The sequence below is a fragment of the Duganella sp. CT11-25 genome (assembly GCF_047302815.1).
In the GTDB taxonomy this organism is placed as follows: domain Bacteria; phylum Pseudomonadota; class Gammaproteobacteria; order Burkholderiales; family Burkholderiaceae_D; genus Rugamonas.
This window is the reverse complement of record NZ_JBKBFD010000001.1, coordinates 1509769-1522229: the sequence shown is the minus strand read 5'-3', so window position 1 is coordinate 1522229 and position 12461 is coordinate 1509769. Positions and strand designations below refer to the sequence as shown.

The 12461-nt window shown below is 64.9% G+C and carries 11 protein-coding genes and 1 tRNA gene; 6 read left to right on the top strand and 6 right to left on the bottom strand.

What is annotated here, in order from left to right; all coding sequences use genetic code 11:
• Positions 1-102 precede the first annotated feature (102 nt).
• Together ACEN9F_RS06240 and ACEN9F_RS06235 are read left to right on the top strand one after the other, a co-directional pair.
• Positions 103-1041: a GNAT family N-acetyltransferase gene (locus ACEN9F_RS06240; protein ID WP_413418898.1), complete on the top strand. Its 939-nt coding sequence runs from the start codon at positions 103-105 to the stop codon at positions 1039-1041.
• An 80-nt stretch (positions 1042-1121) separates the two neighbouring features.
• Positions 1122-3530: a penicillin acylase family protein gene (locus ACEN9F_RS06235; RefSeq protein ID WP_413418896.1), complete on the top strand. Its 2409-nt coding sequence runs from the start codon at positions 1122-1124 to the stop codon at positions 3528-3530.
• Here ACEN9F_RS06235 and ACEN9F_RS06230 read toward each other — a convergent pair.
• Positions 3466-4677: an acyltransferase family protein gene (locus ACEN9F_RS06230; protein ID WP_413418894.1), complete on the bottom strand. Its 1212-nt coding sequence runs from the start codon at positions 4675-4677 to the stop codon at positions 3466-3468. The two genes, ACEN9F_RS06235 and ACEN9F_RS06230, sit on opposite strands and share 65 nt — an antisense overlap.
• A 191-nt stretch (positions 4678-4868) precedes the next feature.
• Here ACEN9F_RS06230 and ACEN9F_RS06225 point away from each other — a divergent pair, with 191 nt between their 5' ends.
• The gene (locus ACEN9F_RS06225) at positions 4869-5558 is read left to right on the top strand and encodes a PEP-CTERM sorting domain-containing protein (protein ID WP_413418892.1); all 690 of its coding nucleotides are present in this window, start codon (positions 4869-4871) and stop codon (positions 5556-5558) included.
• Here ACEN9F_RS06225 and ACEN9F_RS06220 read toward each other — a convergent pair.
• The 4 genes from ACEN9F_RS06220 to ACEN9F_RS06205 form a co-directional block, all read right to left on the bottom strand.
• Positions 5543-6043 (bottom strand): VOC family protein, encoded by a 501-nt coding sequence (locus ACEN9F_RS06220; RefSeq protein WP_413418890.1) that lies wholly within the window; start codon positions 6041-6043, stop codon positions 5543-5545. The two genes, ACEN9F_RS06225 and ACEN9F_RS06220, sit on opposite strands and share 16 nt — an antisense overlap.
• A 78-nt stretch (positions 6044-6121) precedes the next feature.
• Positions 6122-6874: a LytR/AlgR family response regulator transcription factor gene (locus tag ACEN9F_RS06215; RefSeq protein ID WP_413418888.1), complete on the bottom strand. Its 753-nt coding sequence runs from the start codon at positions 6872-6874 to the stop codon at positions 6122-6124.
• Positions 6862-7869 carry a sensor histidine kinase gene (locus ACEN9F_RS06210; protein WP_413418886.1) on the bottom strand — a complete coding sequence of 336 codons (1008 nt, stop codon included), beginning with the start codon at positions 7867-7869 and terminating at the stop codon, positions 6862-6864. The genes ACEN9F_RS06215 and ACEN9F_RS06210 overlap by 13 nt, the downstream gene beginning before the upstream one ends.
• A gap of 64 nt (positions 7870-7933) precedes the next feature.
• Entirely contained in the window at positions 7934-9568 is a 1635-nt protein-coding gene (locus tag ACEN9F_RS06205) for a Na+/H+ antiporter (RefSeq protein WP_413418884.1), read from the bottom strand.
• Between the two features lie 114 nt (positions 9569-9682).
• Between ACEN9F_RS06205 and ACEN9F_RS06200 the strand changes: the two genes are divergently transcribed.
• The 3 genes from ACEN9F_RS06200 (at position 9683) to ACEN9F_RS06190 (ending at position 11545) form a co-directional block, all read left to right on the top strand.
• Positions 9683-9758: transfer RNA gene (locus ACEN9F_RS06200), tRNA-Gly, on the top strand.
• Positions 9759-9916: 158 nt separating this feature from the next.
• Complete coding sequence (locus ACEN9F_RS06195; RefSeq protein ID WP_413418882.1) at positions 9917-10879, top strand: chemotaxis protein; 963 nt, start codon at positions 9917-9919, stop codon at positions 10877-10879.
• Between the two features lie 84 nt (positions 10880-10963).
• Positions 10964-11545, top strand: a complete 582-nt coding sequence (locus ACEN9F_RS06190; protein WP_413418880.1) for a DJ-1/PfpI family protein — start codon at positions 10964-10966, stop codon at positions 11543-11545.
• Here ACEN9F_RS06190 and fghA read toward each other — a convergent pair.
• The gene (gene fghA / locus ACEN9F_RS06185) at positions 11535-12380 is read right to left on the bottom strand and encodes an S-formylglutathione hydrolase (protein ID WP_413418878.1); all 846 of its coding nucleotides are present in this window, start codon (positions 12378-12380) and stop codon (positions 11535-11537) included. The two genes, ACEN9F_RS06190 and fghA, sit on opposite strands and share 11 nt — an antisense overlap.
• Positions 12381-12461: the final 81 nt, after the last annotated feature.

Genomic DNA, 12461 nt, shown 5'->3' with positions numbered 1-12461 from the left:
GTGGCCGCATAGTGTTGTTATTGCAACTGTAGCATCGCTATCCCGCGCAGACAAGAATTGGATATAATGTTGACTGAGTCAATCATATTATCGGAGTTTTGCATGCCTGCCCCTGCTTTTGACGACCGCGTCGCGGCGGTCCGTTCGTTCAACCGATTCTTCACCCGCCAGATCGGCGTGCTGCGCGAAGGCCTGCTGCACAGCGATTACACGCTGACCGAGATGCGCGTGCTGTACGAGCTGGCCAATCACGGCGACCAGCCGGCCGCCGCGCTGGGCCGCGACCTTGGCCTGGACCGGGGCTACCTGAGCCGCATCCTGGCCAAGTTCGAAAGCGCGGGACTGGTGGCCAAGGTGCCGTCGGCCACCGACGGCCGTTCCAAGCTGCTGCACATGACCGAGCATGGCCGCGCCGTGTACGAACCGCTGGACCGCCGCTCGCGCGAGGAGGTCGGCGACCTGCTGGCGCGCTTCGGCGAGCCGGACCAGCTGCGCATGCTGGACGCGATGCGCACCATCCGCGAGCTGCTCGACGCCGGCAGCGGCATGAAATACGCCCAGCCCTTTGTGCTGCGCGCGCACCGCGCCGGCGACATGGACTGGATCACGCGCCGCCACGGCGAGTTGTACACGGGGGAGCAGGGCTGGGACAGCAGCTTCGGCACGCTGGTCGGCGAGATCTGCGCCGACTTCGAGCGCAACTTCGATCCGGCGCTGGAGCATTGCTGGATCGCCGAGATGGGCGGCCAGCCGGTCGGCTCGATCGCGCTGGCGCGCAGCGGCGAGGAGGGCGTCGGCAAGCTGCGGCTGCTGCTGGTGGAAGAGCAGGCGCGCGGCTACGGCCTCGGTTCGCGGCTGGTGGACGAATGCCACGCCTTCGCCCGCGCCGCCGGCTGCCGCAAGATGCGGCTGTGGACCACCGACCAGCAAAAGGAAGCGCGTCACATCTACCGCAGCAAGGGCTATGTGCTGGTGGCCGAAGAGGCGGTGCACGCCTTCGGCCAGGACATGGTCAACGAAACCTGGGAGCTGGATCTCTGACGTAATGTAGCTGATTGCCACCGCGCCCGGTTCTCTGGCACTATTCCCAACTTGATCCTGATAACAATCTTGGGGAACGTATGCAAAAGAGCGGGCTGGCGGTGTGGTCGAAGCGGATTTTATTGACGGCGCTGGCGTTGCTGGTGCTGGTGATGGCGGCGGCGTGGCTGTATTTGCGCGGCAGCCTGGCCAAGCTGGACGGCACGCAGCAGGCGCCGGGCCTGGAGACCACGGCCAGCGTGGCGCGCGACGCGCACGGCGTGCCGCTGATCAGCGGCGGCAGCCGGCTCGACGTGGCTTACGCCACCGGCTTCGTGCATGCGCAGGAGCGCTACTTCCAGATGGACCTTTTGCGCCGCGTTTCGGCCGGCGAGCTGGCCGAACTGTTCGGCGCCCGCGCGCTGCAGGTGGACAAATCGCACCGCCTGCACCGCTTCCGCGCCCGCGCCGAGCTGGCGCTGAAGACCATGCCCGCCGCGGACCGCGCGCTGCTTGACCGCTATGCGGCCGGCGTCAACGCCGGCCTGGACACCCTCGGCACCAAGCCGTTCGAATACGCGCTGGTCGGCATGGCGCCGCGCGCATGGTCCGCCGCCGATTCGCTGCTGGTGATCTGGGCCATGTACTTCGACCTGCAGGGCAACCAGGAGTCGCGCGAACTGGCGCGCGGCTGGTTCAAGGATCACGCGAGCGAAGAACAGCGCGCCTTCCTGTCGCCGGAATCGACGCCATGGGATGCGCCGCTGGATGCGCAGAGCATTGCCGCCGGCGACATGACCATTCCGGCCGCGCCGCCCGCATGGTGGGGCAAGCCGCGCTCCGCGCAAGGCGGCCTCGCGCCGCGCGTGGCAGCCGCCGAATTCCTCAACACCGTCGGCAGCAACAACTGGGCGGTGGCCGGCAGCCGCAGCGACACCGGCGCCGCCATCGTCGCCGACGACATGCACCTCGGGATCAACCTGCCGACCACCTGGTACCGCGCGGCCCTGCAGTTCCCGGACGGGAAGGGCGGCCAGCGCCGTGTGGTCGGCGTCACGCTGCCCGGCGCGCCGGTGGTGGTGGTCGGCAGCAACGGCCATGTGGCCTGGGGCTTCACCAACAGCTACGGCGACTACCTCGACCTGATCGCGCTCGACACCGATGCGGCCAAGCCGGGCCAGGTGCGCACGCAGGCGGGCTGGGAGACGCCGGTGGTGTACGAAGAAACCATCCTGGTCAAAGGCGCGGCGGCGGAAAAGCTGGCCGTGCGCGAAACCTCGCTCGGCCCGATCCGCGAGTCGGCCGGCCGCAGCTACGCCATCCACTGGACCGCGCACACGCCGGCCGCCGTCAACGTCAACGCGCGGAAGCTGGAGTTCGCCGATACGCTGGACCAGGCCCTGGCCATTGCGCCGACCATGGGCATCCCGGCGCAGAACTTCGTCGGCGGCGACGACAAGGGCAATATCGGCTGGACCATCGCCGGCCCGCTGCCGCGCCGCGCGCCTTTGGGCTCAGCCACCACCTACCCGCTGGGCGCCGACGACCAGGCCGGCGTCTGGAACGGCTGGCTCAAGCCGGAGGAATATCCGAAAGTGGTCAACCCGGCCAGCGGCCACCTGGCCACCGCCAACAGCCGCCAGTTGGCCGGCAACGGCGCGGAACTGATCGGCGACGGCGGCTACGACCTCGGCGCCCGCACGCACCAGGTGCGCGACGACCTGGCCGCGCTGGGCGACAAGACCGACGTGAAAAAAGTCTATGCCATCGGCCTGGACGACCGCGCGGTCTTCCTGGGCGCATGGCGCGAGCGCGCCATCGCCGCGCTGGACCCGGCCGCGGTCAAGGACCAGTCCAAGCGCGCCGAGGCGCTGAAGATGCTGAAGGAGAGCTGGAGCGGCCGCGCCAGCGTGGATTCGGTCGGCTACCGCATCACGCGCGCCTATATGTACGCGCTGTACGACATGCTGTATGACGGCGCCAACGATGAACTGGTCAAGCTCGATCCGAAAGCGACCATGGCGGCGGTGTCGTCGCGCTGGCCGGTGGTGATCGCGCGCCTGCTGGACCAGCAGCCGGCGGCGTGGCTGCCGCCGCAGTACGCCAGCTGGCAAGCCTTGCAGCTGGCCGCGCTGGACCGCGTGATCGACGACTTGACCAAGGACGGCAAGCCGCTGGTGGCCGCCACCTGGGGGCAGCGCAACATGGCGGCCAGCGCGCATCCGATGGCCTCGGCCGTGCCGCTGCTGGGCAAATACCTGCGGGTGGAGCCGGACATGCTGGCCGGCGACCAGCACATGCCGCGCGTGGCCGGTCCGACCTTCGGCCAGTCCGAGCGCCTGACCGTCTCGCCGGGCAAGGAAGAGCAGGGCATCTTCAACATGCCGGGAGGGCAGAGCGGCCATCCCTTGTCGCCCTGGTTCCTGGACGGCCGCGCCGACTGGCTTAGCGGACGGGAGTCGCCGCTGCTGCCGGGACCTGCGCAGCATACGTTGACGTTTGTGAAGTAATCCGGCCCAATCCGAACAGCGGGCGCAGCACGGCGATGCGGCGCACCGCTTCAAACACGCCGAAGCTGATGGCGAAGGTTAGCACGATCAGGAACACGCCTTCGATGCCGGGCGCCAGCTTGACCGGCTTGAGCCAGTGCGCCATCGTCACGATCAGCGTCTGGTGCAGGATGTAGACCGGGAACACGGCTTCGGTCAGGTAGCGGCGCTTGGCGCTGTCGAATGCGAGGTGGCGGTGGCCGAAGCCGCAGATGGCCAGCATCGGCGTCCATTGGCCCAGGCAGTAGATGGTGCGTAGCACCGGCTTCCATTGCGCCACTTCCGGCGCGGCGTGCATCGCTTCCGGGATCGACCAGTAGATCACGATCAGCGCCCAACTGGCCAGCCACATTCCCAGGCTGGCCCAGCGCAGGCCGTCCACCTTGGCCCAGAAGCCGTTCTGCATCGCCAGCATCGCGCCCAGCACAAACAGGAAGAAGTACTGCGCGTGGTTGTACCAGTCGCCGACCAGGGCGTGCGTGGCGGGATAGCGGTCGGCCAGCGCGAAGCGGGCCAGGGCCAGCACGGCCACCGGCAGCACGATGATTTTCCAGCCCGTCAGCAAACGGCCCAGCGCATCGGAGCCAGCCTGGAAGCGCGCGCCGCCCAATCCCCAGGCGATGCCGCCGATGATCATCGTGTACACCCACAGGTAGGCCACGAACCACAGGTGGTTCCAGGTCGGCATGGAGAGGCAGTCGCCGCCGCGGCAGAAGCCGTGGTAGCCGGTGACATAGAGCCGCATGAATTCGCCGTAGCCGCCTTTGTAGGCGACTTTTTCCACCACTTCAAAATACGCTTGCGGCGGCACGATCACCAGCATGCCGAACACCAGCGGCACCAGCAGGCGCCAGCTGCGCTGCCGCAGCAGCGCGCCGACGCGGATTTTCTTCAGCATGAAGGCGGTGGCGACGCCGGAAATCATGAACAGCAAGCCGAGGCGCCACGGCGACGACAGGATCATCAGCGGCTCGATGGCGTCGCTGGCGTAGGGGCTTTTGACATGCCAGTCCCAAGTCACGTAGTACATGCCGGTGTGATAGAAGATCAGCACGAAGAACGCGAAGATGCGGATCCAGTCGAGGAAGTAGAGGCGGTTGTTGTTCATTGCGGGCTCCTTGTTGATGCAACCAGATTAAGGAGGCGGCCCGCCAGCGTCCAGCGTTATGGGGCGAAATGGGCGCTTGGCGGGGTGAATCGGGGTGAAATAGCGGCTTGCATTAAACAATACACAAATTTACATTAAACATTACTTATTTGCTACAATAAGTGTTCTTTTTATAAAACTCTGGGGGTTGTATGAAACGTCTCAATGTATTTGGCAAGCTGGCTGTATTGACGCTGATGCTGGTGGCATCGGCCACTCATGCGGAGGTCGTGAAATACGACTTCACGGCACACGGAACCTCGGTCAACTATGGCGGCGGCGCGCCGGCCGACTTTCCGGGAAGCGCGGCCAGCGCGTACCTGCCGGTAGGCTCGACGCTTTCCGGCTCCTTCTTCTATGACACCACGCTCAACGCCGTCTTCACCGGCCCCAATTACAACGACTTTTACAGCTCGACCGGGATCGGCATCACGCTGACCAGCAGCGCCGGCTACCACTTCGCCAACAACGTCACGACCGAGTTCGGCCAGCCTTCGGCGCACGTTGACGATTCGAATCCGGAAGACTTGCTGCGCGTGGCCGGCACCGAGATCGACAGCCATGGCGCGAGCAACGATGTCACGCTGACCTTGACCGGCAAGGGCACGCAGGTATTGACCACCAGCGCCTTGCCGCACGCGCTGTCCTTGAACGATTTCAACGGCGTAGTGGATATTTACTGGACTGACGGCGCGGGCAAGGAATTCAGCTACAAAGCCGAGATCGACACGCTGACCGTGGCCGCCGCGGTGCCTGAGCCGGAAACCTACGCGATGCTGCTGGCAGGCCTGGCGCTGGTTGGCGTGGCCCGCCGCCGCAAACAAGGTCAGGCTTCGGCGTAAGCCTTTTTCAGGACCGCCAGATCGAGCTTCTTCATTTGCATCAGCGCGCTCATGACGCGGCCCGATTTGGCCGGATCCGGATCCAGCACCATCGTTTTCAGGACGGTCGGCACGACCTGCCATGACAGGCCGAATCTGTCGGCCAGCCAGCCGCATTGCTGGGCTTCGGGCGCGCCGCCTTCGGACAGGCGCTCCCAGAAGTGGTCGATCTCTTCCTGGCTTTCGCAGTTGATGGCGAAGGACACCGCAGGGTTGAACTGGAATACCGGGCCGCCATTGAGCAGCGTGAAGTCCTGCCCGTCCAGCTGGATGGAGACCGTCATGGCGCTGCCGGGCGGCTGGCCGTGCTGTTCCTGCCCGGCCTCCGTGTAGCGCGCCACGCCGCAGATCTTCGAATTGCGGAAGATGCTGACGTAGAATTCCGCCGCCTCTTCGGCTTGATGCGAGAACCAGAGGAAGGGTGTGATTTTTTGTAGGCTGTGCATGGTTGGACTCCCTGTCGATGACGGCGCCTGCTGTGCGGGCGCAGGCTGGCCCTTTGCTTCAAGAGGCTAGCAGGATGGCTATGCTTCAGGCGCACGGCTTGGCGGCGACGCTTGCAGGCTATCCATCAGTTCGGAGCGGTACTGGCGCGAGCACGGCACGCGCGCGCCGCCGCGCAGTATCAGTTCGCCGTCGCCCTTGTCCAGCGTCTGCACGCTGGCGATCCAGTCCAGCTGGACTGCGGCGCGGCGGTGGCAGCGCTGGAAGCGCGGGCCGAGCTTGTCGAGCAGGCCGGCCATCGTCTGGCGCATCAACGGCTGGCCTTCGGCGGTGTGCAGGACGACGTAGTTGTCGGCGGTTTCTATCCATTGGATTTGCTCGACCTTGACGATGCGCGTGCCGCCGCGCTCGGGAACCAGCAACTGGGCGACGGCCGGCATCGGCACGGCGGCCGGCGGCGCGCCGGTGGCGGTGCGGGCCGCCATGCGTTCGCGCACGCGCTGCAAGGCGCGTTGCAGGCGCTGCTGGTCGTAGGGTTTGAGCAGATAGTCGACGGCATTGGCGTCGAAGGCGCGGATCGCGTATTCGTCGTAGGCGGTGACGAACACCACCAGCGGCGCCGGCGACGGCAGCGATGCCGCGACATCCAGCCCGGTGATCTCGGGCATCTGGATATCGAGCAGCAGCAGGTCGGGCGCGAAGGCGGGCAGGCGCTCCAGCGCTTCCACGCCGTCGCGCGCTTCCTCGATGGCGGCGATGTCCGGCTCCTGCTCCAGCAGGCGGCGCAGCTTGTCGCGCGCGGGGCGTTCGTCGTCGACGATCAGGACGCGCATGGCAGCCTCATTTCCGCCCGCACGCCGGCGGGTGACAGCTGGGTCAGGGTGAACGCGGCGCGTTCGCCGTACAGCGCCGCCAGCCGCTCGCACAGATTGCGCACGCCGATGCCGCTCGCCGGCGGCGCTTCCGGCGCGGCGGGCAGCATGCCGCCGTCATCCTCCAGCCGCAGCACCACTTCATCGCCCTCGCGCAGCACGTTGATCGCGATCGCCGTCGACTGGCGGCGCTTCTCGACGGTATGCTTGAAAATATTCTCCAGCAGCGGCTGCATGCTCATCACCGGCACCTGCACGCCGAGCAGCGCATCGTCGACCTGCCAGGCGATCCGCACGCGGTCCGAAAACCGCTCGCTCATCAGCGCGGCGTAGCCGCGCAGCAGGCGCAGTTCCACTTCCAGCGACACGCTGTGCTGGCCGCTGACATCGAGCGTGGCGCGCAGCACATCGGCCAGCTGGATCAGCATGGCGTCGGCGCGCGCCACGTCGCTATGCATCAGCGACGAGATCGTATTGAGGGCGTTGAACAGGAAGTGCGGCTGCATCTGCTGGGTGAGCGTGAGCAGCTGGGCTTCGCGCATCGCCGCGCTGGCGCGTTCGACGCGCAGCTTTTCCTTCTGCATCGCATGGTAGGACAGCACACCGAAGGTAATCGTCGTGAAGGTGGTGAAGAACACCGTTATCTTGATGTCTTCATACAGGAACACCGGCAGCCAGGCCTGGTGCGTGTAGGCCTCGCCGGCCGCCGCATAGACCGCATGCCGGATGCCGAATGCCGCGGGAACGAACGTTACCCAGTACACCGGCAGCCACGCCAGCTGTCGCGCGAACCATCGCACCGGCGACGGCAGCAAGGGGTCATACTTGCGCGTGGCGCGCCGCTGCGCCAGCATCAGCAGGGTCGCAACCACGGCCGAAGAGCTCTCCCACAGGATCGGCTTCCACACGTCGTGATGATCGTCGCGCAGGTAGTCCTGCACGGCGGTGATGTTCATCAGAAGCCAGAATAAAAGCCAGGCGACGACGATCGTGATTTGAGCTCGTTTTGGTAGCATGGCGTCAGCGGTAGCGTGCTTCCATCAAATCGATTTCGCGCACCAGCTTGCGCGAGATCTCGTCGGAGATGCGGTCGTGCCGCGCCAGGTCGAACACCGTGCGGCGCTCGGCGTCCAGCGCCGCCAGCCGCAGTTCCTTTTCGGCGTAGTCGGTCTTGCGCCATGCCGATTCGCTGGCCGGGTCGATCTCCTTGAGCTTGTGCTCGTAGAAGGCGATCACCCGCGCCGCCGCCTGTGGATAGACGTCGGGATCGATGCAGGCTTCCGACTCCATCAGCGTGATCTGGGTTTTCTCGATGGCGGTGATGGCGGCGTTGGCCGCTTCGCGCCGCGCCAGGTCTTCCTCCTGCTGCTCTTCCGGCTCGGCCGGGAAGGTCATGCCGGCCAGCAGGCGGGGCAGGGCGATGCTGGCGGTCAGCAGCGAAATCAGGATCACCGAACACGCCAGGAAGATGGTCAGCGCGCGCGCCGGGAACGGCGAGCCGTCCGGCAGCACCAGCGGCAGCGTCAGCACGCCGGCCAGCGTGATGGTGCCGCGCGCGCCGGCCAGCGTGGTCGCCAGCAGCAGGCGCGGATTGATCTTCTTGCGCGGCAGATGGCGCATCTTCTGCTTGAAAATGGTCAGCCGCAGCGAGGCCCAGACCCAGAACATGCGCAGCGTCAGCAGGCCGGCGGTGATCGCGAACGCATACACGGCCAGCCACCACGGATTCAGGTGGCCGCTTTCCTCCAGCGAGATGCTGGCGCCGCGGAAGATGTCCGGCAACTGCTCGCCGAGCAGCACGAACATCACGCCGTTGAGCGAGAACTGCACCGTGTCCCATACCGCCGAACGCTGGATGCGGGTGTTGGCGTGCGCATGGCCGCTCAGTTCCACGTAGCTCATCGTCACGCCGGCCGCCACCGCCGCCAGGATGCCGGATGCGTGCAGGCGCTCGGCCACCAGGTAGGCGCCGAACGGCAGCAGCAGGTTGACCAGGATGGGCGAGCCGACCGGCTCGCCGAAGTGGCGCGTCAGCCAGCGCTGGGCCCAGGTCACCAGCATCGTCACGCCGACGCCGGCGGCGATGCCGGCCACCACCAGCCAGACGAAGGTCAGGGCGGCGTTGCTGGCCGAGAAGGTGCCGGTCAAGGCGGCGGCCACGGCGAAGCGGAAGCATACCAGGCCGCTGGCGTCGTTCAGCAGCGATTCGCCTTCCAGGATGTGCATCAGCCGCTTGGGAATCGGGGCGTTGGCGGCGATCGAGCTGACCGCGATCGGATCGGTCGGCGAGACGATGGCCGCCAGCGCAAACGCCACCGGCAGCGGCATGGCCGGGATCAGCCAGTGGATCATGAAGCCGGCGCCGACCACGGTGAAGATCACCAGGCCCAGCGCCAGCTCCAGGATCGTGCCCTTGTCGCGCAGCAGGCCGCTCTTGGGGATGCGCCAGCCGTCGAGGAACAGCAGCGGCGGCAAAAACACCAGGAAGAACAGGTCCGGCTCCAGGTCCACGCCGTGCGAGGATTTGGCGGCGATCAGCGCGCCCAGCGCGATCTGCACCAGCGGCAGCGGAATCGCGCGCGGCAGCAAACGCATGATGTAGGCGCTGGCCACCACGGCCAACAGCATGATCAGCACGACTTCGATCGAATCCATCCGTGTTTTTCTCCTGGCTAAAACGAGCCTAAGCTTACACTATCGTCCATTTTGTAAAAAGTTCCTCATAGGCACTGGCAAAATCCTCAACCTTCTGTCATAATTTCGTCTTCTGCGGGAGTAGCTCAGTTGGTAGAGCGCAACCTTGCCAAGGTTGAGGTCGAGAGTTCGAGACTCTTCTCCCGCTCCAGAATTCGGTAGCAATGTAGTAGCAAATAAAAAGGAAGCCCACGGGCTTCCTTTTTTGTTGTTTATCGTTCTCCAAAACAACATCGTTCCAGCCAAAATGTGACGCGGACTGTTGCAAACGTTATACTGGAATGAGGACCACCGACGGAGACGAAATCTATGAAATCAGTTCAGCAGGAAGTTGATGAGCGCAGTAATTTAACCAACTCCAATAAATTCGAACTGCTGCTGTTCCGCCTGGGCGGCGACGCCAACGGCGAACATTCTGAGTTGTTCGGTATTAACGTCTTCAAAATCCGCGAGATCGTGGCGATGCCCGAAGTAACTGCTGTGGCCGGATCCCCGCCACACATGTTGGGTGTCGTCAACCTGCGCGGACAAATCATCACGGTGCTGGATTTGCCAGGCATCGTCGGTGTGACCCCAAAAACCGGTCTGAATATCATGTTGGTCACTGAATTCGCGCGCACCACGCAAGCGTTCGCGGTCGAATCGGTGGATGAAATCGTGCGCCTGGACTGGAGCCAGGTGCTGACCGCCGAAGGCACGGCCGGCGGCAAGGTCACCAGCATCGCGCGCGTCGACGGCGACGTGCAAAACACCCGCCTGGCGCAGGTGCTGGACGTGGAAACCATCTTGCGCGAACTGGTCCCGCCGGAACGCGATGACATCGACCCGGAAACCATCGGCCCGAAAGTGCTGCTGAAAGCCGGTGCGGTGATCCTGGCCGCCGACGATTCCGTGGTCGCGCGCAACCTGATCGAAAAAGGCCTGGAAGCGATGGGCGTGCACTTCATCATGACCAAGTCGGGCAAGGAGGCGTGGGAGCGCCTGCAGCACATTTCCGACGGCGCCAAGGCCGAAGGCGTGCCGATCAGCGACCGCGTCGCCATGGTGCTGACCGACCTGGAGATGCCGGAGATGGATGGCTTCACGCTGACCCGCCTGATCAAGCAGGATGCGCGTTTCAGCAAGATCCCGGTGGTGATTCACTCCTCGCTGTCGGGCAAGACCAACGAAGACCACGTCAAGGGCGTGGGCGCGGACGCGTATGTGGCCAAGTTCTCGGCGGAGGATCTGGCCGGCACCATCCGTACGGTGCTGGGCAAAGCGGCGGCGTAAAGCGCGCAGGCTGGAATCGCGGTAGTATCGAAGGGCCGTGGCGGCGACGTCACGGCCCCTTTTACTTTTTCGAAAGGATATACCGTGGCAGCTAAGAAAATACTGTTTTTGACGGGCGACTTTGCGGAAGATTACGAGACCATGGTGCCGTTCCAGGCGCTGCAGATGGTCGGACATACGGTGCATGCGGTCTGCCCGAACAAGCAGGCCGGCGACACCATCAAGACCGCCATCCATGATTTTGAAGGCGACCAGACCTACACTGAAAAGCCGGGCCACCTGTTCGCGCTGAACGCCAGCTTCGCCGACGTCGACGTGGCGCAATACGATGCGCTGATGATCGCCGGCGGCCGCGCGCCGGAATACCTGCGCTTGAATCCGCGCGTGATTGAAATCGTGCAGCAGTTCGCGTCGGCCAACAAGCCGATCGCCGCGGTTTGCCACGGCGCGCAGTTGCTGGCGGCGGCCGATGTCATCCGCGGCAAGACCATCTCCGCGTATCCGGCATGCTCGCCGGAGGTCAAGCTGGCCGGCGGCAACTACGCCGACATCGCGGTCGACCAGGCTGTCACGGACGGCAACTTCGTCACCGCGCCGGCCTGGCCCGCGCATCCGGCGTGGCTGGGCCAGTTCCTGCAGCGCCTCGGCACGGAGATCAAACTGTAGCCAGGCGCTTCGCATGGAAGCGGATGTGGTCTTCCATGAAGGTGGAGATGAAGTAGTAGCCATGGTCGTAGCGCGCATGCCGCCGCAGTTCCAGCGGCTGCGCGGCGGTTTTGCATGCGGCTTCGAACACTTCCGGATACAGCTGCTCGGCCAGGAACTTGTCGCCCAGGCCCTGGTCGATCAGGATGCCGGCCGGGAAGGGCGTCTTCAGGCGCGCCATCAGCAGGCTGGCGTCGTACTCTTCCCACGCGCTGCTGTCCTCGCCGAGGTAGCCGTTGAAAGCCTTCTTCCCCCATGGGCACAGGGACGGCGCGGCGATCGGCGCAAATGCCGACACCGACTTGAACACGTCCGGCCGCTTCAGCGCCATCGTCAGCGCGCCGTGGCCGCCCATCGAGTGGCCGAAGATGCCGATGCGTCCGGCGTCGGCCGGCAGTTCCCGGACCACCAGCTCGCGCAGCTCATGGATGTAGCTGTACATGCGATAGTGTTTGGCCCACTTGTCCTGCGTCGCATCCAGATAGAAGCCGGCGCCGGCGCCGAAATCCCAGCTGTCCGTTTCGCCGTCGACCCCGGCGCCGCGCGGGCTGGTGTCCGGCGCGATCAGCATCATGCCCGCTTCGGCGGCTGCGCGCTGCGCGCCGGCCTTGATCATGAAAGTCTCTTCGTTGCAGGTCAGGCCCGCGAGATAAAACAGGGCCGGCACGCGGTCCCGGTCCGCGCTCGGCGGAATGAAAACGGAGAAGCGCATCGGCAGGCCGATCTCGCGCGATGCGTGACGATAGAAGCGCTGCACGCCGCCGAAGCAGGCGTGTTCACTGATTAATTCAAGCATAATTATTCCTTATGTTCCTTAGCGCACAGTGAGAGCGGCTGTAATTGTACAGAATTGTACAAGTATCTTAAAAAAGGAGAA